Source organism: Citrobacter amalonaticus, from assembly GCF_002918555.1.
Lineage (GTDB): Bacteria > Pseudomonadota > Gammaproteobacteria > Enterobacterales > Enterobacteriaceae > Citrobacter_C > Citrobacter_C amalonaticus_A.
Genome location: NZ_PQMB01000006.1, coordinates 202,655 through 229,651, shown reverse-complemented (window position 1 = coordinate 229,651; position 26,997 = coordinate 202,655). Strand labels below are relative to the sequence as shown.

Sequence of the window (26,997 nt, the reverse complement as noted above, 5' to 3'; positions counted from 1 at the left end):
GAGTAAGCAACAATGAGCACTTTATTAACCGCACAATCCTTACACGTTGATACCGCGTCTGGCACGCTGTTCGATGCGCTGACCTTCACTCTGAAAAAAGGCGACCGTATCGGTCTTATTGGCTACAACGGCTGTGGCAAGAGCACCCTGCTCAAAGTCCTTGATGGTACGCTGTCTCCTGCCTCCGGCACTATCGCCCAGGCTAACCACTGTCATCTGGCGCGGGTGGAGCAGCATCTGCCAGCTGATATTCTGCCGCTGACGCTGCGGGACGCCGTGCTGGCGCAACTCCCTCAGCATGAACACGCCACCCGGCTGTGGCGCGTGGAAGCGCTACTGGCGCAGATGGGCTTTACCCCGGAAAATCTCGCCTTAACGGCGGGAACCCTGAGCGGCGGCCAGCACACGCGCCTGCTGCTTGCCAGAGCGTTGATGCGTCAACCCGATCTGCTGTTACTGGATGAGCCTGGCAACCATCTCGATCTCCCGACCTTGCTGTGGCTGGAACAGTTTTTACAGAACTGGTCCGGCAGCTTTGTGGTGGTTTCCCACGATCCGCAGCTACTGGATGCCGTCACTAACGGAACGTGGATCCTGCGCGATCGTACCTTGCACGCTTTCGCGCTACCCTGTAGCGCCGCCCGTCAGGCACTCAAGGAGCGTGACGCCAGTGACGCTCTGCGTCATAAAGCGGAACAAAAAGAGATCGACCGCGTCAGCGCCAGCGCTAAACGGCTGGCGACCTGGGGACAGGTTTATGACAATGAAGACCTGTCCCGCAAAGCAAAGCAGATGGAAAAGCAGGTATTACGGCTGAAAGAAGTACAGACGGACCTCACCGCCGGAAGTCAGTGGACACTAACATTGCAGGGTGACGCCTTGCGTGCTGACCGTTTGCTGGAGATGTCGCAACTGCCGGTTTCTCCTGCGCCTGAAGCGGCGACGCTGTTCTCCATTGCCAGCGCCAGATTAAAAAGCGGCGATCGGGTTGCAATTGTCGGGCGCAATGGCTGCGGTAAATCCTCGCTGTTAAAACTGATCTGGCAACAATTTCAGTCCCGGCTGGCGTCGGACAAACTGGTTCTGCATCCTCGCGTGACGCTGGGTTACTACGATCAGACGTTGCATCAGCTACGGGATAACGACACCTTGTTTGACGCGCTGGAGCCGTTTGCGCCCCAGCCTGACGTCCGCAAAATGGCGTTGATTAGCGCAGGTTTCCCGTGGATACGCCGTCAGCAGCGGGTCTGTACCTTAAGCGGTGGTGAACGTTCGCGTCTGTTGTTTGTGGGTTTAACCCTTGCCCGTTACAGTCTGCTGATGCTGGACGAGCCAACCAACCATCTGGATATGGAAGGCAAAGAGGCGCTGGCGCAGACGCTGCAAACGTTCAGCGGCGGCCTGCTTTTGGTTAGTCACGATCGTCAGCTTATCAGCCAGAGCTGCAATCGCTTCTGGTTTATCGAGGCGGGTGAACTGAGCGAATGGCATGATCTGGAGGCAGTGAATACCCGTATTCGGGAAACCACGGTGGAAATAGCTTCAGGCAAGCCCCTCGTCCCGGACGCGGTTAATGCAATGCCGGATGAGGATGTCGGGGTGCTGGAAAAACTGCTTGAGCTGGAACAGCGACTCGCCGATGACCTGGCGCGCAAACCGAAGCATCAGAAGCCCCATTTGCAGGCGCAATGGCGTAAGGAGATTGATACGTTAAACGCACTTCTGTCGTCAGATTCGGCATCTTCATGACGCTTTTATAGCAAAAAAAGGCGCTACCTGAGTAGCGCCTTTACTGACAGAAGAGGAAATTAGCTTAACCCTTCTTCACTCTCTTTTTTCGCCTCGACCTTCTCTACTTCACGGTACCAGCGCGGGTGGTGTTTCTTCGCCCAGCGGCGACTCACCTTCCCTTCGATCATCCCTTTAATCGACCCTTTCACCCAGAATGCCATATACATATGGATGAGGATGGCGTGCATCAGAATGATCCCCGCGGCCGCATGAATCAGCAGGCTGTAACGTACCACCTGCATCGGGAAGAAGTGCGCAAAGTACGGGCGCCAGATGATAACGCCGGTCACCAGCAGCACAAAAATCATGCTCATGATTGACCAGAACATCATCTTCTGACCGGCGTTGTATTTCCCCACATCCGCCACTTTATGCTCGTTGCCCTTCAGGACTTCCACGATATTTTTCAGCCACGGAATATCTTTCTTATCCGGGATGTTGTGGTGGACAAAGCGCACAAACATAAACATCAGCGCAATAAAGATCGCCACGCCAAAGAACGGGTGCAGAATACGCCCCATCTGTGGTGTGCCGAACGTCTGCGTCAGCCATTGCAGCGTCGGGAAGAAGAAGGAAATCCCCGACAGGGCGACCAGGAAGAAGCAAATCACCACCGTCCAGTGACAGGCGCGATCGATAAACTTCGTGCGCACAATCATTTTCGACTTACTCATGATGGTCCTCCTCGTCATCGTCCACTTCTTTGTTCGGACCAATACCGATGTAGTGGTAAATCAGCCCGGCGAAGGTCGCGATAAATCCCGCAGCGGCTAGCGGTTTCAGCGCGCCTTTCCACAGATTAATTGACGTGTCGACTTTCGGCTCATTCGGTAAACCGTGATACAGCTCCGGCTGGTTGGCATGATGCAGTACGTACATGACGTGCGTCCCGCCTACCCCCTGCGGATTGTAGACACCCGCATGTTCGTAACCGCGCGCTTTCAGTTTCTCCACGCGCTGCTCGCCCATCTCCAGCATCTCTTTCCTGGTGCCGAAATGAATCGCCCCGGTCGGACAGGTTTTCACACAGGCCGGTTCCTGACCGACGCTGACGCGATCGACGCAAAGTGTACATTTATAAACCCGGTTATCCTCTTTATTGAGGCGCGGAATATTAAAAGGACACCCGGCGATGCAGTAACCGCAGCCGATGCAGTGCTCAGACTGAAAATCGACGATCCCGTTGGCGTACTGAATAATCGCACCGGCGGACGGGCACGCCTTCAGGCAGCCCGGATCCTCACAGTGCATACAGCCATCTTTACGAATCAGCCACTCCAGTTTGCCGTTCTGTTCGGTCTCGCTAAACCGCATCACCGTCCAGGATTTGGCACTGAGATCGGCGGGGTTATCGTACACCCCGACGCAATGGCCCACGTCATCACGAATATCGTTCCACTCAGAGCACGCCACCTGGCAGGCTTTACAGCCTACACAGGAGGACACGTCGATAAGTTTCGAGACTTCCGCTTTGTAATCACGCACCTGTGGAGGCGGCGTGATGGAGTTGGTTGCGGACTGTTTAATGATGTCCTGCGTTTCCAAAGACATATGTTCGCCCCCTTACGCCTTCTCGATGTTAACTAAAAACGCTTTGTATTCCGGCGTTTGCGAGTTGGAGTCACCGACGTTTGGCGTCAGGGTGTTAGCGATATAACCTTTACGCGCAACCCCTTCAAAGCCCCAGTGCAGCGGGATCCCTACGGTTTCAACCTGTTGACCGTTGACGTGGAGCGTACGCAGACGACGAGTCACAACAGCAACAGCACGAATAAAACCTCGCTTGCTGCTCACCGTGACGCGATCGCCATTGGCGATGCCTTTGGCCGCGGCTAACGTTTCGCTAATTTCCACAAACTGCTCCGGCTGTGCGATAGCGTTCAGCAACGCATGCTTGGTCCAGGTGTGGAAGTGCTCGGTCAGACGATAGGTCGTGCCCACATACGGGAACTGATCTTTGTTACCCATCCGCAGGGCATCTTCTTCGTACAGACGGACTACCGGACTGGAGATCACATTCGGATGCAGCGGGTTGGTACCCAGCGGCGTTTCCATTGGCTCGTAGTGTTCCGGGAACGGTCCTTCCGCCAGTTTATCAAGGGCGAACAGACGCCCCAGACCTTCCGGCTGCATAATGAACGGCCCGGTCGCACTACCCGGAGGCGCAGTATTGAAGTCCGGGATATCGTTACCCGTCCATTTCGTCCCGCTCCACTGGATCAGCATTCGTTTCGGATCCCACGGCTTACCATTGATATCCGCAGAGGCGCGGTTATACAGCACGCGTCGGTTCAGCGGCCACGCCCATGCCCAGCCCAGCGTATTCCCGAGGCCCGACGGGTCAGCATTATCGCGGTTAGCCATCTGGTTGCCTTGCTCTGTCCAGCTACCGGTATAGATCCAGCAAGAAGAGGATGTCGTACCGTCATCACGCAGTTGGGCAAAGCTGCTCAGCAGCTGGCCTTTCTTCGCAATCAGGACGCCGCTGGCGTCATAAAGATCTTCCAGCGCAAAGCCGTTATTCTCTTTGGCGACTTCTTCAGATTCAGGATGATCCGGCTGCTTGTAGCTCCAGCGCATTTTGAGCAGTGGTTCTGCGCCTTTCCCGCCTTCCGTGCGATACATCTCACGCAGACGATGGTAGATTCCCGCAAGAATTTCGCCATCGTTACGCGCTTCACCTGGCGCATCCTGGCCTTTCCAGTGCCACTGCAACCAGCGGCCGGAGTTGGCAATCGAGCCATCTTCTTCCGCAAAGCAGGTCGATGGCAGACGGAACACTTCGGTTTGAATGGATGCCGGGTCGACATCATTAGACTCGCCGTGGTTCTGCCAGAAGGTGGACGTTTCGGTAACCAGCGGATCGATAACCACCATATACTTCAGCTTGCTCAGGCTTTGCACCACTTTGTTTTTGTCCGGGAAGGACGCCACCGGGTTAAAGCCCTGACACAGATAGCCGGTAACTTTCCCGCTATCCATCATATTGAAGTATTTAATGACGTCATAAGCCTGGTCCCATTTTGGCAACCAGTCGAAGCCCCAGTCATTCTCTTTCTGCGCATCATCACCATAGAACGACTTCATCAGGCTGACGGCAAACTTCGGATAATTGCTCCAGTAGTTCACCTGATCGGGCAGCAGCGCTTTTGGCGTATTGGTGGTCAGCCACGTCTGCCAGTCGATCTGTTTTTCTGACGGCAGGGTCAGATAACCGGGCAGGCTGGTTGAAAGAAGGCCTAAATCGGTCAAGCCCTGAATGTTGGAGTGTCCGCGCAGGGCGTTAACCCCCCCGCCCGCCATTCCCATGTTGCCGAGCAGCAGCTGGATCATCGCCATCGTGCGGATGTTCTGCGCGCCGACGGTATGCTGCGTCCAGCCCAGCGCATACAGGAAGGTGGTGGTACGATCCGCGGCGCTGGTGGAAGCCAGCACCTCACATACCTTCAGGAAGTCCGCTTTTGGCGTGCCGCAGATATTTTCCACCACATCCGGCGTATAGCGGGAAACGTGCTGTTTCAGCAGGTTCCATACACAGCGCGGATGCGTCAGCGTTTCATCGCGTTTGGCATAACCGTTTTCATCGAACTGATAGTTCCATGAAGATTTATCGTATTGCCGCTTTTTCGCGTCGTAGCCGCTGAACAAGCCGTCATCAAAGGCAAAATCTTCCTGTATCAGCAGGCTTGCGTTGGTATAGTGCTTAACGTATTCAGCGTTGATTTTGTTATTTTCAATCAGATACAGCAGCACGCCGGAAAGGAACGTAATGTCCGTACCGGAACGAATGGGCGCGTAGATATCGGCGACAGACGCTGTACGTGTAAAACGGGGATCAACAACAATCAGCGTGGCGTCATTGTTGTTTTTCGCCTCCATCGCCCAGCGGAATCCCACCGGATGTGCTTCAGCGGCGTTACCGCCCATCACCATCACGACGTTAGCGTTTTTAATATCAACCCAGTGGTTGGTCATCGCACCGCGACCAAATGTTGGAGCAAGACTTGCTACCGTTGGTCCGTGTCAGACGCGCGCCTGGTTGTCTACTGCCAGCATGCCGAGAGAACGCACAAATTTTTGCGTCAGCAGGCCGGTTTCATTACTGGCCGCGGAAGCACAGAGCATCCCCGTGGTAAGCCAGCGGTTTACCGTCACGCCCTGTTCATTCTTTTCAATAAAGTTAGCGTCACGGTCAGCTTTCATCAGTCTGGCAATACGGGTGAAGGCGTCATCCCAGCTAATGCGTTGCCATTTATCGGAACCGGGTGCTCGATATTCCGGATAACGCAGGCGGTTTTCACTGTGAACGTAGTCCAGCAAACCGGCGCCTTTCGGACATAACGCCCCACGACTAACCGGATGATCCGAATCCCCTTCGATATGATAAATCGCCTCTTTGGCGTTTTTCGCTCCATCACCCAGGCTATACATTAATAGCCCACAACCCACGGAACAGTATGTGCAGGTGTTGCGGATCTCTTTCGCGCGTAACAGCTTATAGTTTCGCGATTGAGCCAGGGCCATTTTGGGTGAAAAACCCAGCGCAGCCACTGTTGTTCCAGCCATACCGCCCGCGCAGATTTTAAAGAATTGTCTGCGATTGACGTCCATTGCTTCCCTCTTTTTTCCCAGAGTTATAACTTCGCGACGAAGCTAACAGCAATGTCCATAACTTTTTTGCGTCAAATCAATAATGAAACGCTTACGCTACTAAATAGTCCTTTTTGTCGGCTTTATGTACCACCTTGTGGGTAACTGGCAAAAGTGGCGGCCTGGTATTCCTGGATGAAAAAGTGCTATACATTTCAGCTTGTTTTTTTATAAGGCATGGGAAACGGCAAAAAGAATGACAAAACAGAAAGCAACGCTGGTTGGCCTGATCGCGATTGTGCTGTGGAGCACGATGGTTGGCCTGATTCGCGGCGTCAGCGAAGGACTCGGCCCCGTAGGTGGCGCGGCGGCGATCTATTCATTAAGCGGTCTTCTTCTTATTTTTACTGTCGGATTCCCCAATATCCGGCGTTTACCCCTGGGGTATTCGATTGCCGGGAGTGTGCTATTTGTCAGCTACGAAATTTGCCTTGCGCTGTCGCTGGGCTATGCCGCCACGCGGCATCAGGCCATCGAAGTGGGGATGGTCAACTATTTGTGGCCCAGCCTGACGATCCTTTTTGCCATTCTCTTTAATGGGCAAAAAACCAACTGGATGATTGTCCCTGGGTTGATTCTCGCGCTTACTGGTGTCTGCTGGGTATTGGGAGGTGAGAATGGTCTGAACCCCACTGAGATTATCAACAATGTCACCACAAGTCCGCTGAGCTATTTTTTGGCTTTCCTCGGTGCCTTTATCTGGGCAATCTATTGCACGGTCACCAATAAATATGCCCGCGGATTCAACGGGATTACGGTGTTCGTTTTGCTTACGGCGGCAAGCCTCTGGGTTCACTATTTTCTGACACCGCAACCCGCCATGATTTTCAGTACCCCCGTCACGATTAAGCTCATCTCAGCCGCATTGACATTAGGATTTGCTTATGCGGCCTGGAATGTGGGTATCCTGCATGGCAATGTTACGATCATGGCCGTAGGCTCTTATTTTACACCCGTCCTCTCTTCTGCTCTTGCCGCCGTACTGCTCAGTGCGCCTTTATCCTTTTCGTTCTGGCAAGGCGCTATTATGGTGTGTGCAGGCTCTCTACTTTGCTGGCTGGCAACGCGTCGCACCTGAAGCTATTTTCCGGGCCGTATGCGGCCCGTTTTCCCTCTTTTTTCTTCTGCCTGTTTTGTCATGGACATACTTTAGAAACATCTTACAACGTGAGAATTTTTATTTTATTTATTGCTAACCTTTTGCCATATAGTAATTGCATTGTTTAATTATCGATCGATTTAGTCGTGCTGAGAGAATTTCAATATATTACCAAGGTGTTAAATTTTATGGTCAAATGATAAAAATATGAAAATAAATAGCACGTTACGTTCAGTTGGGAATGTATTTTTGCATATAGTTGCAGTGGAAAACTAAAGAAAAAAGAACCATACATCCGTATATAGTCCCCTGTGTAAATATTTTATTTAAGGATATACCTGGTTGTTATTAATATCACGAGAGCTATTATGTAGATCTGGATCACACATATATAAATATTTTGTAATTTTATGAAACTTATTATTGAATTCGAACTACCGCTTAATCTAAAAATAGCTTGCCATTGATGAGCAGCCTCGTTTAGCAATGGTTTAGGATACACATTAAGAAAATTATAAGGATTATCTAAAATGAAACTTAAATTAGTTGCAGTGGCAGTCACCAGCCTGTTGGCAGCAGGCGTAGCAAACGCGGCAGAAGTATATAACAAAGACGGTAACAAACTGGATCTGTACGGTAAGGTTACCGCTCTGCATTACTTCACTAACGATGAAGGTAATGATGGTGACAAAACTTACGCTCGTCTGGGCTTCAAAGGTGAAACTCAGATCAATGACCAGCTGACCGGTTTCGGCCAGTGGGAATATGAATTCAAAGGTAACCGTACTGAGTCTGACAGTTCTTCCAAGAACAAAACCCGTCTGGCTTTCGCAGGTCTGAAATTTGCTGAGTACGGTTCTCTCGACTATGGCCGTAACTACGGCGTAGCCTACGACGTTGGCGCATGGACCGACGTTCTGCCTGAGTTCGGTGGCGATACCTGGACCCAGACTGACGTGTTCATGACCGCTCGTACCACCGGCGTTGCAACCTACCGTAACACCGACTTCTTCGGTCTGGTTGAAGGCTGGAACTTTGCCGTTCAGTACCAGGGCAAAAATGACAGCGCTAGCCCTACTTTCCCGAAAGGACGTGATGCAGTCGAATCCAACGGTGACGGTTTCGGTCTGTCCACCAGCTACGAGTACGAAGGTTTCGCAGCTAGCGCCGCTTACGCGAAATCTGACCGTACTGATGGTCAGGTCGAGTATGGTAACAATCAGCTGAATGCTTCCGGTAAGAATGCAGAAGTTTGGGCTGCTGGTCTGAAATATGATGCGAACAACATCTACCTGGCAACCACCTACGCTGAAACCCGCAACATGACCGTGTTCGGTAACGATCACATTGCGAATAAAGCGCAGAACTTCGAAGTTGTGGCTCAGTACCAGTTCGACTTCGGTCTGCGTCCGTCCATCGCTTACCTGAAATCCAAAGGTAAAGACATGGGTGCATGGGGCGACCAGGATCTGGTTGAATACGTTGATGTTGGCGCGACCTACTACTTCAACAAAAACATGTCCACCTACGTTGATTACAAAATCAACCTGCTGGACGACAACAAATTTGCTACAGCTGCTGGCCTGACTACCGACAACATCGTTGCGGTTGGCCTGACCTATCAGTTCTAAGTTGTCTTAAGTGTCACAAGAAGCCAGCCCTTTGGGCTGGCTTTTTTTCCAGAGAGGGAACCGGTCATAAGGAGTATGCCGTGCAAACGTTCACAGGACGCTGTCTTTGCGGCCAGAGCCATTTTACCGTTGACATAGAAACCCTCGATGTTTACGCCTGCCACTGCACAATGTGCCAGAAATGGTCAGGTGGCATTGCCATGTATCTGGAATCCAGCGGTCATCCCATGATGGATCCCGACGCTCCCGACCCGGCATTCTTCTCTTCTTCCCCGCGCGGCGAGCGTTATTTTTGCTCCGGTTGCGGTTGTCCGCTGTGGTTTAAACTTACCGATACGCTACGCTATTTCATTCCCTGGACCCTGCTGGAACTGAACGAAGTTGACCGCAGACGTCTTATTCTTGCCGCTGAAATTTACACAGAAACCCAGCCAGCATTCTGGAGACTGACAGGGCAATACGCTCGCCTGAGTGGTAAAGAGGTCGAAGCGATGGATTCCTCTGCCAGTTAACCTTCCGGATTATCCGCGATTTACCTTTGCCAGACTGAACCACATTCCCAGCGCCAGCAGAATAAGCATGCTTCCGGCACTCCCGAGGGCGACGCTGTGCGACCAGGTAAATGCCTGTTTTGCCGCCTCGAGTACGGCTTCCCCAACGGAAGGTGAAAGCGTATTTGCCAGCTGGACGGCCTCCCCCATTGAGGATGAAGCACGCTCAATTTGCTGGCTGTTAAGGCCGTGCGGCAGCGTAATTGAGGCAGAGAAGCTACGGCTCAGCAGCAAACCGAAGACAGCAATACCCAGTCCGGCCCCCAGTTCATAAGCCATCGTTTCAATCGCCCCGGCGGCGGCGGCTTTCTCCGCTGGCGCAGCAGCCATAATGGCGGCGGTGGATGCCAACAGCGCGTTGGCGGCGCTGAATCCCAGCAATGCCATCAATATCCACGCCTGAATCTGCTGGGTGCTGAAGTCGGTCATTGCCAGACCATAAAAACTGAGCGCGCTTAATGCCATGCCGCCCGTAGCCACCAGCCGTAGCCCCAGTCGTGATACCAGCATCCCGGCGATCGGACCGCTGAATCCGCTGGCAAGCATCAACGGCAGCATGAACAGGCCTGCCTGATACGGCGTCAGGCCATGTACAAACTGCAACTCCTGCGCCATCAGCAATTCAAAACCAACCAGCGTGATCATTGCCGTCATAGCCATCACCACACCACTTAAGATGATGCGATGCGTAAACAGGCGCATGTCGATCATGGGTCGCGAGGCGGCAAGCTGAATACGCACAAACTGCGTCAGCAAAAGCACCCCGATCAGCAATGTCAGCACAATAACGCCGGTGGCACTATGCCCTTTCAGTGCGCTTTTGGCACCGTAGATCAGCAGCAGAATGGCGACAATCAGCATAATGGCGTGCCCAAAATTTAACGACTGATCGCGACGGCCGATCTGCCGCGGGACATAGCGTGCGGTCAGAGCCATCACCAGCAGGACAATAGGAACGTTAATTAAGAACACAGATCCCCAGTAAAAATGCTCCAGCAGCATACCGCCAACCAGGGGGCCAAATGCCGCACCGCCTGACCCTACAGCGGCCCAGACGCCAAGCGCCATATTACGGTGATATGTTTCTGAGAACGTCGCCCGGATCCCGGCAAGCGTCGCAGGAACAATCATCGCCGCGCCGATCGCCAGAATCACCCGGGTGGCAATTAACAAACTGGCGCTGTGCGCGAATGCAGCCGCCAGTGAGGCAAGACCAAACAGGCCACCGCCCAGTAATAAAAGCCGTTTAAAGCCAATCCGGTCACCCAGAGCCCCCATTGGCAGCACCATCCCTGCCATTACCAGCGAGTAGATATCAATGATCCACAGCAGCTCATTACCACTGGCGCCCAGCGTCATGCTCAGCGTGGGCGCCGCAACGTGCAGCACCGTAGCATCGATTGCTACAGGGATATAAACCAGAACAATAATCACTAACGTTAACCACTGACGAAACATAAAACACCCTTCAGATACGAAATTGGACACACGTCCAGATTGAGGGATCCTACGGAAATTTGAACGTATGTCCAACTTTTTGTTAAACTCTCCGCACAAACAATGCACGGGGGTCTTATGAGCTATCTGAACAAGGATGAGCGGCGTGAAGTGATTTTGCAGGCCGCAATGCGCGTCGCGCTGGAAGACGGATTTGCCGGTATGACGGTCAGACGAATTGCCTCAGAAGCACAAGTCGCCACCGGGCAGGTTCATCACCATTTTGCCTCCGCCGGAGAGCTAAAGGCGCAGGCTTTCATCGGTCTGATTCGTGCCCTGCTGGATGCTGAGCAGGTTGCCGGGTCTGCCAGCTGGCGCGAGCGTCTTCTCGCGATGTTGGGGAGTGTTGACGGTGGTTTCGAACCCTATATTAAACTCTGGCGCGAAGCGCAGATTCAGGCAGATAAAGATCCGGAAATGAAAAGCGCGTATCTGCTGACTATGCAGATGTGGCACGAAGAAACTACCGCAATTATTGAACAAGGGCGTGCCGCCGGTGAATTTTTGCAAACAGATGACGCCGCCGAAATTGCCTGGCGGCTGATTGCAATGGTCTGCGGTCTGGATGGTATGTATGTGCTCGGTATCCCGGAGATGGCCGACCCCGCTTTTGAACGACACCTGGATCGGATGATTGGTTTTGAGCTTTTTACACCAATTTAAGGATTATCTGCGGGCATCAGGATCAGTTCTCTGTAGCCCCGGGCCTCCTGGGTATCACCGTCCGGACGGGGGATTATTAGCCATCATTCATTACATTTGCACTTACATTTAGTAACATTTGAGCAACCCGTTATTATCCTTTCCCTGCACGCCGCTAGCCCTGATGCCGGATAAGGCGGTAAACACCGCCATCCGGCACGTTGCCCCGCTATTTCCCCGCATCCGGGTGCGTATCAAACGCCGCCATCACCGCCGCCAGCTCCGACACAGTAAAGCCATGCTTAGGATCGTCCACTCCCAGACCAAACCGCTCCTGAAGCAACGCATAGAGTGACGCCACGTCCGGCAAATGGATCTGCGCCACCGCACGCCCCTGTTCGTAGTGGGTAAAATGGAAGTTGGTCAGCGTCAGTTTGCCGCCCTCGGGGAGATGACGACACATCAGCAAATGATGGCGGAAATGCGATTGCGGCCAGTGCGCCGACCAGAAATTCCCCATCACGTAATCGCTCTGATGCTGTACGACCAGATCAAAACGGTACATTGATTGCCAGTGTTCGTGATGGAGAAATTGCAGGATCCAGTCATCCCCCTCCTGCAATAAACGGTATTCGCCATGAGGTGTGGTTTGCGGAATATCAGCCTGTAACCGGATGGGCGCCGTCAGCGTTTGACCGCCAAATCCCACATCGGCAATCCACGGCTCACCTTCCAGTTCCACCAGCAGCAGTCGATGCGTTCGCGGCGGCAGGCTCGGCGGATTCGCCAGCACCACACGTCCTAACAAGCCGCGGACGTTAAAGCCCAGCTGCTGTAAAACACGCTCGAATACGCCATTTTGTTCAAAACAATATCCGCCACGGCGGGCGGTTATCAATTTTTCTTCCAGCGACTGCTCGTCAAGCTGCATTTCCCTCGGCAGCAGAACATCCAGATTCTCGAATGGGATTGTACAGTTATGTTGTAAATGCAGCGCGCGGAGCGTTTCAATATTCACGGCGGCGGCACCCGACCAGTTTATGCGGGCAAAATAAGCGTTCAGACCAGGCATCTAAGACATTCCAGTAGAGAGTATATTGGGTACTTATAACCGATTTTTACGTTTTTACCGTCGATTTTGTGCGGTCGCGGACAGCGACTGGTGACATAATCGCTAATGTGAGTATCACCGTGTCGGATATTGTTATTTACACGATCCTGGCGGTTGTTGCGCTACTATCACCGGGTTATCCCATTTTCTGAATGAGGCACTTTGATGAGTCGATTCCGTCCTGTTGAGTTACGTTACGCCAGCCGTCTGCTGAATCATGGCCCGACGATTCTGATCACCAGTCGTGATGATCACACTGAACGTCGTAATATTATGGCGGCAGCCTGGTCAATGCCGGTGGAGTTTGAGCCGCCACGTATTGCGGTTGTTGTGGATAAAAGCGCCTGGTCGCGGGAACTGATTGAACGCAGCGGCATGTTTGGCATCGTTATTCCAGGCGTCGCTGCCACCAACTGGACGTATGCCGTCGGCAGCGTCTCTGGTCGCGATGAAGATAAGTTCAACTGTTACGGAATTCCCGTGGTAAAGGGACCGGCTCTCGGCTTACCGATGGTCGAAGAAAAATGCCTCGCCTGGATGGAGTGCCGTCTGCTGCCGCCAACCCCGGCGCAAGAAAAATATGACACGCTGTTTGGTGAAGTGGTCTCTGCCGCAGCCGATGAACGCGCATTTATTGACGGGCGCTGGCATTTTGATGACGACCAGCTCAATACCCTGCACCATCTCGGCGCAGGAACGTTTGTCACCAGCGGCAAGCGAGTGGTCGCGGGTTAACCACGCCAGATTTGCAGCGTCAGCCCCCGTCCTCGTGTTCAGATAATCGCATTGTTCTTCAGCACGGTGCGCAACTGCGGAATTTGGCATACCGCATCGGCGATTGCGCTGATATTCGGCGTATTCTCCTGAAACCAGTCGTGACGAGGTCCCCACGTTCGCATGACGCACAGATAACAATCCAGCAGCGTCAACTGCTCGCCAAATGCATACGGTTCTGCACTAAGTTGATCGTTAAGCCAGATATAGAGTGATTTGCGGTATTCAAGACAGTTTTTTTGTAACTGTTCCGGCGCGCCCGGCACCCAGCGTTCGGGATAGTCGGCAAAAGTAAACGTGGGATAGACATTGGCTACCAGCCATATCAGCAGGCGTTGAAAAGTATGCCGTTCAGGACGACCAACGGGCGGCGCGAGATCGGGGCGACGATCGAGGATCATCAGCGCAATCGCCGCCGTTTCCGTCATCACTTCGCCATTTTCCAGCGTCAGCGTTGGCACCTGAGCCAGAGGATTGATTTTCTGGAGCAGATCCCGCTGCGGACCCTCCGTATCAAAACCGTTCACATCCACAAAGCGGTATGGGATCTCTGCCAGCGTAAGCATCACCTCACTGATTGCCGATCCCCAACCTGGAACACCATAGACCTTAATCATGCGGTTTCCCTCAGAGTTGAAACTCTAAGTGTAGAGCAGCATGGGGAAGTATAGCGGAAGACTCATTACCGTTAATTGCCAGTCATCCGTTTCTTCCGCTTGCTTAAGTGGCCTTAGCTGCTCTGCAAGTGTGAATGTGTCGTGTTCCGGCATGTTGATATACGCGTATCCCGGTGGCGAAACTCTGGCCTCATCCTCTTCAATAATCGTTTCGCCTTTATTACGCAAATGATCCTGTGGGGCCTGAATGTAGATGATATTCCAGAGTATGACAGCATTGGGCACCAGCCCCGGCACCCCAGTTAATCTTTATTTCTGAGCCAGGGAAATGATTTAAAACCCTGCTTTTGAAAGCGCTTTAGTATTTATCTTCCGCATGGGGCTATCTTTTCCGAGAATATAATCTAATTTTTCAATACATGAATGATATTCTTTCTTGATTTCGCCTGGAATATATCTGAAGCCACCTTTAATATAGTCGGAGACTATGTTTTTTTTCACTTCAACATCGATGCTTTCTAATTCATTGCGCTTAAATACAAGTCCGAAATCTACGGGTTGCACGCTACCATCCGGAGTTTTCAAAAAGTTGGATGGTTTTGCATCACCCATCAAAAAGCCATTTTTAAACAGGTTGTTAACGCCGATGAGCGTGTCCTGGGTGTCAGGAACCTCGCCGTTGATAAATGGCATTTTAATGCAGTTATCTACTATAGTTGCTGTGTTTTGAAAACCCCCTTCTTTTATATTATATTCATTGCACATATTTGCTTCATGAAAAACTTCATTTAGTGTTGAATTTTTTGTTTTCTTTAAAATAAATTCACCATCTTTGTATACAGTTCCTCTTGAACCTTTACCCAACAATTGTTTCTCTATCTTAGGTTCACAATTGTTTTTTAACAATTCTTTCGCATTGGCTTCCCACGAGGAAATTTTAGACTGAATAAAAGAGTCATTTTTTACAGGTTTAATATTTTTAATGTCTTTGATTAACCTGGATACCTTTTCGTAATTCGCGCCAGTAATGCAAGGGGTATCCCTGAGTATAAAATCAGCCTCTCCATTTTTAAATTTATACTGAGTATTGGCTACGCTCACCAATTTTTCCAAAGATTTACCCGATAATGATTTGTTGTTTGTTTTTTTAACGATGGCACTTTGTAAGTTATCAGAGTGAATATTTATTTTATCTTTAAAAAAGCTAATCATATTAAAATCACCTCATTGCAGGGGTAGTAAATAAGAAGGATGTTATCTCCTGTCCATGCTAATGCTTTTTTCGTAGGTTTCTTTCAAAAAATGGTTATATAAAGTGCGGGCACAACTGCTATCCAAATTGCGAGCTGTATTTTTTATTAAAGCGCAACGGAGTTAACTGAAGTCAGCGTGCTGAAACGGCGAGACATTGACGGGTTTACCGGGTCCGCCCGCAGGAATGCGGGCGGAGGGGCTGGTCTGCATGGACCCAGACCAGCCCCGAAGTACGACGACATAAGGCGAATACACCACGAAGTGCCGGGAGCCTCCCCTGCCCGTTCTACAGTGCGATGCGAATCACATCATCTGGTTGAGTGGCTTCCTGTTCACGCGTGGACTTCTGCTTCACGCTGACGTACAGGGTTTTACCATCGGCAGAAAGCGCCAGACTGTTCGGGAAGGTTGGCGTATCAAACGTTTTGACAACTTTATAGCTTTTCGCGTCAATCACGCTCACTTTGCCCGCCTGACGATGGGTGACATAGACTTCATTGCGCGTCGGGTTAAACAGAACGGCCAGTGACTCTGGCGCGGCGACTTTTGCCAGTACGTTGCCGTTGCGGGTATCCACTACCAGTACCTCTGCCGCTTTAGAATCGGTAATAAAGGCACGGTTGCCGGCCGTGTCCAGACTCAGGTTGAGAAAGAAATGCTCTTTACCATCATCCAGCAGTTTTTTACGGCTCAGGATTTTGTTATCTGCGGTGTCGATGGTAATAAATTCCCCATCAGCGTTGGTAATGTACAGGCGCTTCGCTTTGCTATCGAGAGCCAGGCCGGTGCTCATTTTACCGGTATTCTGGATCGCGGTTTTCAGCGTAATGGTTTCGCCATCCACGACCCAAATCACGCTCTCTTTCCCAATACCGCTGATATAGACGGTGTTCGTTGCGTCATCGGCAACCAGTTCTCGCGGTTGCAGCGGGCGTACCTCGGCAGAACGTTTACGTTCATCCAGCACCAGACGGCCTTTCACCTCACCGCTTTTGGCATCAATAGCCGTGACCGCGCTGTTGACCGTATTGCCAAACCACAGCGTTTGCGTAGCGTTATTGATGGTTGCGCCAAACGGCTTCAGATCGTTGTGGATCGCCTGGGTGACTTCCAGCGTAACCGGATCCAGACGATAAATCACCCCGCCCTTATCCAGCTTGCGACTCTGGGAGGTGGCAAGCCACAACGCGTTCTCCTGCTGGCTGTAAGCCATTTCGTAGGCGCCTTTCCCGACGGCTTTACGCAGCATTTCTTCCGCTGCCTGCGTGCTGAATGAGGAAGCAACAAGCAGTGAACCTAACAGTAAAGAACCACGCAGGCGAGGTGAAAACAGATGACGTAAATGCATGACGACTCCCTTTGGTAAACACATATGTAGCGGATATACATTGCTTTGATGAGTGAATGTCGACTCACTTCATTATTGAGAATGGGAATAGTAATCATTATTTATCGCAATGTGGAGTACTTCCTGCTGTTTTGGCTGCAATCTTCTTAATTTCTCCATTAACACTTAACGCATTGTGCCATTAAAATTTTCATACATTTACAAATCAATTAACATACAGGTTACACACATACCGATACGCCTCTCGCTAACTGGCCTTATTAATGAAGATAATTTCCATTCGATATACCGCTTTTCCCGCTCTGTTACTCCCTCTTGCCGTCTCGCCGCTGGCGCTTGCCGACACCGCGATGGAAGAACAAACGATGATCGTCAGCGCCGCGCCGAAAACGGCCTCTGAGCTGGATACCCCTGCGGCCATCAGCGTGGTCGACGGAGAAGAGATGCGGCTGGCGACGCCACGCATTAACCTTTCAGAATCCCTGACCAGCGTACCAGGACTACAGGTGCAGAACCGGCAAAATTACGCTCAGGATCTGCAACTCTCCATCCGCGGATTTGGTTCCCGCTCGACCTACGGCATTCGTGGTATCCGCCTGTATGTGGACGGCATCCCGGCAACGATGCCGGACGGTCAGGGTCAGACGTCGAATATCGATCTCAACAGCGTTCAGAGTGTGGAAGTCCTGCGCGGGCCGTTCTCTGCGCTGTATGGCAACGCGTCCGGTGGGGTGATGAACGTGACGACCGAAACGGGTCGCCAGCCGCCAACGATTGAAGCGAGCAGCTATTACGGCAGTTTTGGTAGCTGGCGTTACGGCGTGAAGGCCACCGGGGCGCTGGGCGACGGTACCCAGGCTGGCGATGTGGATTACACGGTATCTACCACCCGCTTTACCACTCACGGCTATCGCGAACGCAGTGGTGCACAGAAAAATCTGGCGAATGCAAAGCTCGGCGTGCGCATTGACGATGCCAGTAAACTGACTCTCCTGTTCAACAGTGTGGACATCAAAGCCGACGATCCCGGCGGTCTAAGCGAAGCGGAGTGGAAGGCCAACCCCCAGCAGTCCCCGCGCGCAGAGCAATACAACACACGTAAAACCATCAAACAGACTCAGGCAGGATTACGCTACGAGCGGCAGCTTAGCGCTCAGGATGATCTGAGCGTCATGATGTATGCCGGTGAGCGCGAAACCACACAGTACCAGTCAATCCCAATGGCACCACAGGTTAAACCATCCCACGCCGGAGGCGTAATCACGTTGCAGCGCCATTATCAGGGGGTCGACAGCCGCTGGACACACCGTGGAGAGTTTGTCGTTCCCGTGACCTTCACCACCGGCCTGAATTACGAAAACATGAGCGAAAATCGCAAGGGATACAATAACTATCGTCTCAATGGCGGCGTGCCGGAGTATGGTCAAAAAGGCGCTCTGCGGCGCGACGAGCGCAACCTGATGTGGAATGTCGATCCCTATCTGCAAACCCAGTGGCAGCTCACCGATAAACTCTCGCTGGATGCCGGGGTGCGCTACAGTTCGGTCTGGTTTGATTCCAGCGATCGTTATGTGACGCAAGGCAATGGCGATGACAGCGGTGACGCCAGCTACCACAAATGGCTACCTGCCGGGTCGGTCAAATATGCGTTAACGCAGGCCTGGAACATTTATCTGGCGGCAGGCCGCGGATTTGAAACGCCGACTATCAATGAACTTTCCTACCGTGCCGACGGCAAAAGCGGGATGAACTTCGGCCTGCAGCCCGCCACTAACGACACCGTTGAAATCGGCAGCAAAACACGCATCGGTAACGGCCTGTTGACCGCCGCGCTTTTCCAGACCGATACCGATAATGAAATTGTGGTCGACTCCAGCAGCGGCGGGCGTACGACATACAAAAACGCGGGAAAAACACGGCGTCAGGGAGCGGAGCTGGCGCTGGATCAGCGTTTTGCAGAACACTGGCGGGCTAAAGCCTCGTGGACATGGCTGGATGCAACGTATCGCAGTAACGTGTGTAATGAGCAGAACTGTAACGGTAACCGGATGCCGGGTATTGCGCGGAATATGGGGTTTGCATCGCTGGGCTATGTCCCGGACGAAGGCTGGTATGCCGGGACGGATGTGCGCTATATGGGGGATATCATGGCCGATGATGAAAACAGCGCAAAGGCCCCTTCTTACACCGTGGTGGGACTGAATACCGGCTATAAATTTAACTACAGCAACCTGACGGTTGACCTGTTCGGTCGGGTGGATAACCTGTTCGATAAGGCGTATGTCGGCTCGGTGATTGTTAATGAATCCAATGGCCGGTATTACGAACCCGCGCCGGGGCGCAATTATGGCGTTGGCCTCAATCTGGCCTGGCGTTTTGAATAGCCGCGACAGGAAACAGAATTATGGCGAGATTAATTTCTCGCCATTACTTAAGCATTGCTTAATTTAAATATTGCTGTTTAATTATTGCTAAATGTTTATTCATGATTTTCACTAAACAATCGCGGCTTTCTTCCTTGTTCTTTCTCTCCAGCGCACACAGCAGTGACTCGTAATATTCCAGACTATGTTGATAAACGTTAGGCTGTGATTGTCCATATAAGAAATGTAATCCTGGCCCCATCCGTACGCAGAGTTGTTCGATCATGTCATATAACGTCGGCATGTTGGCATAGTGATAAATTTTAAAACGGAACGTCCGGTTTGCCTGGAGATATTCTTCAATGGTGCCGTTTTCGTGTACCTGTCGATACTCGGTCAGCAACCCGGAGAGTATTTTTACGCGTTCCGCAGTCATCTGCTCTGCTGCTGCCATCACCGCCATCCCTTCCAGTTCGCTACGGATCTGGATGATTTCCGTCAGCGTCTTTTGGGTGATTTCCGGCACCATAAAGGCCTGTGCGGGCGCGATGGTCAACGCGCTGGCAGAAACCAGGCGCAGCAGAGCTTCACGTACCGGGGTAATGCTGATCCCCAACTCCTCGGCGATGTTTTTGGTAATCAGCCTTGCACCAGGCTGCAACATGCCAATACTTAACTTGTGTTTTAAACCATTTTCAACCTTGGAGGTCAGGCTTATATGTTGTGTTTTTTCAGTACCGGGCATTTTATTTACTTCACCTCTTTGCATTGCAATATCACAGTTAAATCGGACGATTAAACTGCTTAAAATTACGCCTGGTGTGAAAAAATAATTAAATAATTTATCCGCGTGATATTTACTTTCATGACAACCCGTGGGCTGCTTCCGCGGTGATATATACTCGTCATACTTCAGGTTGCTGGGCGTTGCCGCATTACTCGGCCTTTGGCCTCGCCCCTTCGGGGCCAGCGCAAGCGCTGTTCAAAACGACGACGCGTTTTGTCCCGCACCCTGAATTATTTAGAGTATAATTAAAGCCGGAATTAGAAATTTTGCACTTTTTTTTATGGCGGCTTTCACCGCCATTTTTTCTTTACGACTCTTCTGTGACACGAATCACAACTTTACCAAAGTTTTTACCCGACAACAGGCCGATGAATGCCTCCGGCGCGTTTTCCAGGCCGTCAGTCACCTGCTCGCGGTAATGGATTTTGCCTTCTTTCACCCAGTCTCCCATCTCCTGCTGAAACTCGTGAATACGGTGTCCGTAGTCCTGACCGATGATAAATCCCTGCAGACGGATACGTTTTTTCAGCAACGTCGCCATCAGCAGCGGGAGCCTGTCCGGTCCGGCCGGTAAAGATGTCGCATTGTAGCCGCTCACCAGACCGCAAAGTGGAATACGGGCCGAGGTATTCAGCAGCGGCAGGACGGCGTCAAACACTTTGCCGCCCACGTTTTCGTAGTAGATATCAATCCCTTGTGGGCAGGCATTTGCCAGCTGTTGCGCGAAGTCTTGTGCATTATGATCGAGGCAGACATCAAAACCCAGCACCTCTGTGGCATGACGGCATTTCTCTGCCCCACCCGCAACGCCAACCACCCTGCACCCTTTTAACTTACCTGTTTGCCCCACCGTTGCGCCAACCGGACCGGTAGCCGCCGCAACGACCAGCGTCTCACCGGCTTTTGGCTGGCCAATATCCAGCAACCCCATATAGGCGGTAAATCCCGGCATTCCCAGCACACCGAGCGCCCAGGAGGGATGTTCGGGATTAGCCCCCAGCTTCACCAGCCCGCTACCGTCAGAGATGTCATAATCCTGCCAGCCGCTGTAGCTCAACACCCATTCTCCTGGTTGATAGTCAGGGTGCCTGGATGTCACCACGCGGCTCACGGTGCCCCCCACCATCACGCCGCCAATCTCTACCGGCGGTGAATAAGATGGCTCATCACTCATTCGCCCACGCATATAGGGATCGAGAGAAAGATAAACGGTACGCAGCAAGACCTGACCTTCTTCCGGGATTGCCACCTCATCGTCTTCAAGACGGAAGTTCTCCGGGACCGGTGCGCCATGCGGGCGGGAAGCCAGCACCCAGCGGCGGTTACGATGTGTCTGTTGACCCATGATGTGCTCCTGTACTTTTGGCATGATCCCCTCAATAGTAGCAGCCTGTGACTGGCTTTTAGCTGGTGACATGATTTAACCGCACAACCAGGTAAACACATGACTGTTCTGTGTCATTAATAAAGCGGCAATCGTTGGGCGGTCCCAGTTCCAGGCAATCGCCCGCTTTCATTTCGTGGCGTGTTTCACCTTCAACAAAAACCAGTTCACCCTGCTGAAGCCAGATAAGCTGGCTGGCCTGCACATACGAGGAGGCAGGCATCGGAATATCACTTCCTGCGGGCAGTTCGATCTGAACCAGATCGATTGGCAGATCGCTACGCGGGGAAACATGGCGACGCAGATAGTGGCTTTGCGGATCGTGCCAGACGGGCTGATCGGCAAACCGCAGCAGTTTGCCCTCCTGCATTTCTGCACGGGCAATCAATGTTGACATGCTGATAGCAAAAGCACCGGAGAGCCTGCCAAGCAGCGTTGCCGTAGGACTGCTTTCTCCACGCTCAATTTTATGGATCATGGCGCGTGACACTCCTGCCCGCCCGGCAAGCTCTGTCAGCGACCAGCCGCGAGATTCTCGTTCAATGCGAATTCTCGCACCGATCCGTTGATTTATGCTGTCTTCAATAGTATTCATATCGTAATACTATAGTGAACAACTCCAGAGGTTCAACATGTCTATTCGCTTTGCCAGTAAAGAAGATTGTGCCGCTATTGCAGAAATCTACAATCATGCTGTTTTGCACACGGCAGCTATCTGGAACGATCAAACCGTCGACACGGATAACCGCATTGCCTGGTACGAGGCGCGTCAGGCGTCAGGGTATCCGGTTCTGGTGAGTGAAGAGAATGGTGTGGTCACCGGCTATGCGTCATTTGGCGACTGGCGTAATTTTGACGGTTTTCGTCATACCGTAGAACATTCGGTCTATGTGCACCCACAGCACCAGGGCAAAGGACTGGGACGCGCCCTGCTCGGCAGGCTGATAAATGAGGCGCGAACCTGCGGTAAACACGTGATGGTGGCCGGGATTGAGTCGCAGAATCTGGCTTCATTACATCTGCATACCACGCTGGGGTTTACCACCACCGCGCAGATGCCGCAGGTGGGCACCAAATTTGGTCGCTGGCTGGATCTGACCTTTATGCAGCTACAGCTTGACGAGCGCACTAATCCGGACGCACGCGGATGAACCAGACCCTCACCCTTGTCTTTCTGATTGCGGCAGGCATTGGCCTGGTGGTGCAAAATACGCTGATGGTCCGCATCACCCAGACGTCATCAACGATTCTCATCGCCATGTTGCTCAACTCGCTGGTGGGGATTGTGCTGTTTGTCAGTATCCTGTGGTTTAAACAGGGAATGGCGGGATTTGGCGAGCTGGTCTCCAGCGTGCGCTGGTGGACGTTGATTCCGGGGCTGTTGGGATCGTTCTTCGTCTTTGCCAGCATTAGCGGCTATCAGCACGTTGGCGCGGCAACCACCATTGCCGTGCTGGTCGCCAGCCAGCTTATTGGTGGACTGGTGCTGGATCTGTTACGCAGTCATGGCGTTCCCCTGCGGGCGCTGGTGGGGCCGGTTTGTGGTGCTGTGCTGCTGGTGGTAGGCGCCTGGCTGGTTGCCAGACGCCAGTTTTAATCAGAGAATCGTGCCGCTTTTGGTGAGCTGTTCACGGCGAGCATCCATTTCTTCCTTATATTGCCGTCCGTGGTGCGCAATCGCCGTACGCACTGACTACTGATGTCTTCCCTCGCCAACGTTGGTGACTGCAGCGCATAGCTGGTGATAAGATTCAATCCGGTTCCGGCAGTAGCGGATATTACGTTCCCGCTGCAGATCCGGAAATACTCTTCAACGTACTGGTGACGTTTGCCAACTTGAAGGTGGCCTGATGCGGCTGCGTACACGTGAAAATATGACCATCGACCGGGCAAAAAAGAAAAAATGGATTTAATGAATATTAGCAAGGAGCGCTTATGTACTACAGCAATGAAGTTATCAGTCATTTACAGGCTAATAAAATTCTTGCGTTAAAACTCGACCACGCATTAATGGGCGTAGGAGAAGCCGTATCAAATCAGGTTGAAACAATAGGCGCAGGTGCAACGCGGGCGCTGTATTATACATCCTGCTTTACTGATGAATATCAGGACGTCTGCCAACAACAAAAGACCGAGGATATCCGATTCGCCAGGGGCGTTTACCATATTTTGAGACGTGAAGACGTTGTATATGAAATGCTCAAAATCTATTTTGAAGAAATATTTCGCCACAAAACATCCGATCAAATAGATCACATAAAGCAAATGTTAATGGCAGTGAATATCCATATTGCCGCCACTTCACTCACAAACTTAGGATTTGCTTTAGCAGCAGCATCATCCGTCGCCTTTGGCATGAATTTAAGTCTTAAAATCAGCTCGTTAGTCGGCAATTGGGCATCGAGAGGAATCGCGTCAGTTGGTATATATGGTGTCGTTCAGAAAGCTGCAAATAGCGCTCATCGTCTTCAATTCACGTACCCCGCTTACTATGCTGCGCTGTATGCTCAAGATCTGGAGATGATGTATTTCCTGGTCGAATCGCTGTTTGAGCGAGCGGAGGCATTTAAAGCACAATGGGCATCAGATGATGGTATTGCAGACATCATCACCAGGATGATTCGGTAAGACATGATGAACTTTGTCGGAAAAATTTTTAAGCGATTGCTCAGGTCATTATTTTCGATGTATGGCCCTGCATTACTAACACTCTTGTTCGCAGTCGTTCTGGTTCAGTTTTTCCCTGATGGACCTGTATGGCCTGTCCCTATCTTTCTCGTATTCATGTTAGTTATTTTTGGTCGCTACGTGAAATGGTAATCTACAGAACGATAGCTAACGTTATTGCAAAAATGATTATATAACCATGATGTTATTTATTAAATGAATATTTTCGTGGTTATTTTGACAATTGTTTTGACTATATAGCCTCCTGTTTTGCATTATCATATTTGCATTGTTGCAAAGATATTTTTCCTAGCCGTCCCATGTGGCCTGTAGGTTTGTTCGCCATATTTATAGTATTTATATTTGCACGTTACGTGAACTAGTAATGTTTTATTGTTACTGCTATTTATCCATGATAAGGACATTGTATGTCCACTCCCGCACATTTATGGCTTGAAGATGAAAACGGCTCTCCGGTTGTAGGTAGTTGCATGATGCCACTGCGTTTAGGTTCCATTGAGTTAAAATCATTCTCCCACGGAGTGACTATTCCGGTAGACCCAAACAGGGGAAAACTTACAGGTACGCGCGTTCACCGACCTGTCACGATAGTGAAAGAATTTGATCGGACAACACCACTCCTGTACCGCGCTGTATGCGAAGGCCGGACCATGAAGAAGGCGACAATCAGGATGTACCGCATTCTGGAATCAGGTATCGAAGCCGAATATTTCAATATCATTCTGGAAAACGTCAAGTTCACAACGGTTGCTCCATACCTGTCTCCTAATGGTATGAGTAGCACTCACCTTGAAACGCTCGAACTGCGTTATGAGGCGATTACCTGGAAGTATACGGAAGGTAATATTATCTATCGTGATTCATGGAACGATCGTTGTTGTGCCTGATAACGAAGGGCGTCATTACTTATCCTGTACTGGTGGTAGGCGCCTGGCTGATTGCCAGACGCCAGTTTTAATCAGAGAATCGTGCCGCTTTTGGTGAGCTGTTCACGGCGAGCATCCATTTCTTCCTTATATTGCCGTCCGTGGTGCGCAATCGCCGTACGCAACCGTTGCTGCTGGGCGTAACGATCTTCGCGACTCAGTCCGGCATCATCGCTCAGGGCGATAAGTAGCTCGTTCATATGGGTGATGACGCTCTCTGCGATAGCTGCGTCCACACGCGCACTGACCTCTTCCAGGTGCGACATAAACTCTCCTTAAACCCGTTAATTCAGTTTTGTTTTTGAAAAATCACTGCCCATCAGACTGACGCTATAGCCACTCACGTTGCTGCGCGTAGCGAAGAACGTTTTGCCGTTTGCCAGCGCTATCCACGGCGCCTGCTGAAAGTAGATCTCCTGTGCCTGTTGGTAGAGCTTCACGCGCGCCTCCGGCTGGCTGGTCACTTTAGCCTTCTGGACCAGGGAATTATACGCTTTATCACACCAGCGTGCGGCATTCGAACCGGTCCTGATGCTGTTGCACCCCAGCAGCACATCGGCAAAGTTATCCGGATCGCCGTTATCCGACATCCAGCCAAACAGCGCGGTGTCATGCTCCCCTTTCCGCATACCGGAAAGATATTCACCCCACTCATAGGAAACAATCTTCGCCTTCACACCGACTTTCGCCCAGTCGCTCTGGATCATTTCGGCGATACGACGCGAGTTCGGGTTGTAGGGACGCTGTACCGGCATCGACCAGAGCGTGACCTCAAAGCCCTTCTCCTGTCCGGCCTGTTTCAGCAGATCTTTCGCTTTTTGCGGATCGTAAGCGTAATCTTTCAGATTCGGATCATAACCCATCATATTCGGCGGAATCGGCGATTTCGCGACGGTAGCCGATCCTAAGAAGACAGCGTTAACAATCGCTTTTTTGTCCGTGGCGTAGTTCAGCGCCTGACGAACCAGCACATTATCAAACGGCTTTTTCTCGGTGTTGAAAGCCAGATACCCCACATTCAGCGCCTCCACCGAATGCAGCGTCAGATCCTTATTCTTTTTTATCTCATCAAACTGTACCGGGGCCGGGGCCGGAATAATCTGGCATTCGTTGGTTTGCAGCTTCGCCAGACGGGTCTGAACGTTGGGCGTTATCGAGAAGATCAGGTGTTTTGTCGGGACTTCACCGTCCCAGTAATGGGGATTAGCCAGATAACGAATTTGTGAATCCTGCTTATACTGTTGCAATACGTAAGGCCCGGTGCCAATCGGCCAGTTATCAACATTCTCCGGCGTGCCGTTCTTCAACATGGCGTCGGCATATTCCGCAGAAAGAATAGAGGCAAAATCCATTCCCCAGTCGGCAAGAAAAGCCGCGTTGGGTTCACTCAACACAAACTGCACGTGGTAATCATCGAGCTTCTTCACTTCTTTAATTAGCTTATCAAGGCCAACATCGTTGAAATATTCATAGCTGCCCTGAGAGACATTGTGATACGGATGGTCAGCGTCTTTCTGGCGCAGCACCGAGAAAATAACGTCATCCGCGTTAAAATCGCGCGTCGGCGTAAAGAATTTATTACTGTTAAACTTCACGCCCTGGCGCAGCGTAAAGGTATACGTTTTGCCGTCCGCTGAGATTGTCCAGTCTGTCGCCAGTGAAGGAACTGGCGTATTTTTTACCGGGTCAAAATTGATTAAGCGGTTGTAAAGTACCTGTGAGCTGGCGACAAACGAAGGGCCGGAACTGGCGATCTGCGGGTTGAACGATTCCGGCGACGCTTCTGAGCAATAGATAATCGTATCATTATTCGCCGCGAACGCGGCGCCTGTGGGTAACACGGCGCTCAGCGCCAGTGCGAGTAATATTTTCCCTGTCGACATA

The 26,997-nt window shown here is 51.5% G+C and carries 25 protein-coding genes and 1 pseudogene; 11 read left to right on the top strand and 15 right to left on the bottom strand.

All coding sequences use genetic code 11. The annotated features are described in order from the left end of the window. Positions 1–12: 12 nt before the first annotated feature. Positions 13–1,749, top strand: a complete 1,737-nt coding sequence (locus tag C3432_RS23755) for an ABC-F family ATP-binding cassette domain-containing protein (RefSeq protein WP_103779535.1) — start codon at positions 13–15, stop codon at positions 1,747–1,749. Between the two features lie 59 nt (positions 1,750–1,808). Here C3432_RS23755 and fdnI read toward each other — a convergent pair whose 3' ends face one another. From fdnI to fdnG, 3 genes are read right to left on the bottom strand one after another with little or no spacing between them, the layout of a single operon-like run. Then, a complete protein-coding gene (gene fdnI, locus C3432_RS23750) occupies positions 1,809–2,465 on the bottom strand; it encodes a formate dehydrogenase-N subunit gamma (RefSeq protein WP_103779533.1) in 657 nt (218 codons plus the stop codon). Next, positions 2,458–3,342, bottom strand: a complete 885-nt coding sequence (gene fdxH / locus C3432_RS23745) for a formate dehydrogenase subunit beta (protein WP_103779531.1) — start codon at positions 3,340–3,342, stop codon at positions 2,458–2,460. The genes fdnI and fdxH overlap by 8 nt, the downstream gene beginning before the upstream one ends. 12 nt (positions 3,343–3,354) lie before the next feature. Next, positions 3,355–6,402 (bottom strand): formate dehydrogenase-N subunit alpha, encoded by a 3,048-nt coding sequence (gene fdnG / locus C3432_RS23740; RefSeq protein ID WP_103829369.1) that lies wholly within the window; start codon positions 6,400–6,402, stop codon positions 3,355–3,357. Between the two features lie 235 nt (positions 6,403–6,637). Between fdnG and yddG the strand changes: the two genes are divergently transcribed. The 3 genes from yddG (at position 6,638) to C3432_RS23720 (ending at position 9,683) form a co-directional block, all read left to right on the top strand. Continuing rightward, positions 6,638–7,519, top strand: a complete 882-nt coding sequence (yddG, locus tag C3432_RS23730; RefSeq protein ID WP_103779525.1) for an aromatic amino acid efflux DMT transporter YddG — start codon at positions 6,638–6,640, stop codon at positions 7,517–7,519. A 551-nt stretch (positions 7,520–8,070) separates the two neighbouring features. Beyond that, positions 8,071–9,171, top strand: coding sequence for a porin OmpC (gene ompC, locus C3432_RS23725; protein WP_103779523.1), 1,101 nt, complete (start codon positions 8,071–8,073; stop codon positions 9,169–9,171). Positions 9,172–9,251: 80 nt separating this feature from the next. Beyond that, the gene (locus tag C3432_RS23720) at positions 9,252–9,683 is read left to right on the top strand and encodes a GFA family protein (protein ID WP_103779521.1); all 432 of its coding nucleotides are present in this window, start codon (positions 9,252–9,254) and stop codon (positions 9,681–9,683) included. Between the two features lie 9 nt (positions 9,684–9,692). Here the strand turns inward: C3432_RS23720 and C3432_RS23715 are convergent, their stop codons facing one another. Then, entirely contained in the window at positions 9,693–11,180 is a 1,488-nt protein-coding gene (locus C3432_RS23715) for an MFS transporter (protein WP_103779519.1), read from the bottom strand. Between the two features lie 117 nt (positions 11,181–11,297). On the opposite strand from C3432_RS23715, the gene C3432_RS23710 reads away from it, so the two are divergent. Continuing rightward, entirely contained in the window at positions 11,298–11,882 is a 585-nt protein-coding gene (locus C3432_RS23710; RefSeq protein WP_103779517.1) for a TetR family transcriptional regulator, read from the top strand. Positions 11,883–12,090: 208 nt separating this feature from the next. On the opposite strand, the gene nhoA is transcribed toward C3432_RS23710, so the two are convergent. Beyond that, entirely contained in the window at positions 12,091–12,933 is an 843-nt protein-coding gene (gene nhoA / locus C3432_RS23705) for an N-hydroxyarylamine O-acetyltransferase (protein WP_103779515.1), read from the bottom strand. A 204-nt stretch (positions 12,934–13,137) separates the two neighbouring features. Here nhoA and C3432_RS23700 point away from each other — a divergent pair, with 204 nt between their 5' ends. Then, a complete protein-coding gene (locus C3432_RS23700; protein ID WP_103779513.1) occupies positions 13,138–13,707 on the top strand; it encodes a flavin reductase family protein in 570 nt (189 codons plus the stop codon). A gap of 38 nt (positions 13,708–13,745) precedes the next feature. On the opposite strand, the gene C3432_RS23695 is transcribed toward C3432_RS23700, so the two are convergent. The 4 genes from C3432_RS23695 to yncE all read right to left on the bottom strand — a co-directional run bounded on the left by C3432_RS23695 (position 13,746) and on the right by yncE (position 16,965). Beyond that, positions 13,746–14,363, bottom strand: coding sequence for a glutathione S-transferase family protein (locus C3432_RS23695; RefSeq protein ID WP_103779511.1), 618 nt, complete (start codon positions 14,361–14,363; stop codon positions 13,746–13,748). Between the two features lie 24 nt (positions 14,364–14,387). Continuing rightward, entirely contained in the window at positions 14,388–14,648 is a 261-nt protein-coding gene (locus C3432_RS23690) for a Tn3 family transposase (protein ID WP_181012973.1), read from the bottom strand. Positions 14,649–14,696: 48 nt separating this feature from the next. Then, complete coding sequence (locus C3432_RS23685) at positions 14,697–15,575, bottom strand: hypothetical protein (RefSeq protein ID WP_103779507.1); 879 nt, start codon at positions 15,573–15,575, stop codon at positions 14,697–14,699. Between the two features lie 328 nt (positions 15,576–15,903). Then, the gene (yncE, locus tag C3432_RS23680; RefSeq protein ID WP_103779505.1) at positions 15,904–16,965 is read right to left on the bottom strand and encodes a 7-bladed beta-propeller protein YncE; all 1,062 of its coding nucleotides are present in this window, start codon (positions 16,963–16,965) and stop codon (positions 15,904–15,906) included. Between the two features lie 263 nt (positions 16,966–17,228). Here yncE and pqqU point away from each other — a divergent pair, with 263 nt between their 5' ends. Beyond that, positions 17,229–19,349 (top strand): TonB-dependent receptor PqqU, encoded by a 2,121-nt coding sequence (gene pqqU / locus C3432_RS23675; RefSeq protein ID WP_103779503.1) that lies wholly within the window; start codon positions 17,229–17,231, stop codon positions 19,347–19,349. 58 nt (positions 19,350–19,407) lie between these two features. Here pqqU and C3432_RS23670 read toward each other — a convergent pair whose 3' ends face one another. From C3432_RS23670 to C3432_RS23660, 3 genes are all read right to left on the bottom strand, one after another. Continuing rightward, a complete protein-coding gene (locus tag C3432_RS23670) occupies positions 19,408–20,073 on the bottom strand; it encodes a GntR family transcriptional regulator (protein ID WP_103779501.1) in 666 nt (221 codons plus the stop codon). A gap of 349 nt (positions 20,074–20,422) precedes the next feature. Next, the gene (locus C3432_RS23665) at positions 20,423–21,460 is read right to left on the bottom strand and encodes an NADP-dependent oxidoreductase (RefSeq protein WP_103779499.1); all 1,038 of its coding nucleotides are present in this window, start codon (positions 21,458–21,460) and stop codon (positions 20,423–20,425) included. Between the two features lie 58 nt (positions 21,461–21,518). Then, positions 21,519–22,094, bottom strand: coding sequence for a helix-turn-helix domain-containing protein (locus tag C3432_RS23660; RefSeq protein ID WP_103779497.1), 576 nt, complete (start codon positions 22,092–22,094; stop codon positions 21,519–21,521). Between the two features lie 37 nt (positions 22,095–22,131). On the opposite strand from C3432_RS23660, the gene C3432_RS23655 reads away from it, so the two are divergent. Continuing rightward, positions 22,132–22,650 (top strand): GNAT family N-acetyltransferase, encoded by a 519-nt coding sequence (locus tag C3432_RS23655; RefSeq protein WP_103779495.1) that lies wholly within the window; start codon positions 22,132–22,134, stop codon positions 22,648–22,650. Continuing rightward, a complete protein-coding gene (locus C3432_RS23650; protein ID WP_103779493.1) occupies positions 22,647–23,096 on the top strand; it encodes a DMT family transporter in 450 nt (149 codons plus the stop codon). Before C3432_RS23655 ends, C3432_RS23650 begins: the two co-directional genes overlap by 4 nt. Here the strand turns inward: C3432_RS23650 and C3432_RS23645 are convergent. Continuing rightward, positions 23,097–23,189: pseudogene (locus C3432_RS23645) on the bottom strand (DUF2526 family protein); the annotation flags it as partial. Between the two features lie 245 nt (positions 23,190–23,434). Here C3432_RS23645 and C3432_RS23640 point away from each other — a divergent pair. Continuing rightward, positions 23,435–24,127: a hypothetical protein gene (locus C3432_RS23640; RefSeq protein WP_103779491.1), complete on the top strand. Its 693-nt coding sequence runs from the start codon at positions 23,435–23,437 to the stop codon at positions 24,125–24,127. Positions 24,128–24,594: 467 nt separating this feature from the next. Beyond that, complete coding sequence (locus tag C3432_RS23630) at positions 24,595–25,074, top strand: Hcp family type VI secretion system effector (RefSeq protein WP_103779487.1); 480 nt, start codon at positions 24,595–24,597, stop codon at positions 25,072–25,074. A gap of 71 nt (positions 25,075–25,145) precedes the next feature. On the opposite strand, the gene C3432_RS23625 is transcribed toward C3432_RS23630, so the two are convergent. Together C3432_RS23625 and C3432_RS23620 are read right to left on the bottom strand one after the other, a co-directional pair. Then, positions 25,146–25,379: a YdcY family protein gene (locus C3432_RS23625; protein ID WP_103779485.1), complete on the bottom strand. Its 234-nt coding sequence runs from the start codon at positions 25,377–25,379 to the stop codon at positions 25,146–25,148. Between the two features lie 18 nt (positions 25,380–25,397). After that, complete coding sequence (locus tag C3432_RS23620) at positions 25,398–26,996, bottom strand: ABC transporter substrate-binding protein (protein ID WP_103779483.1); 1,599 nt, start codon at positions 26,994–26,996, stop codon at positions 25,398–25,400. Position 26,997 lies beyond the last annotated feature (1 nt).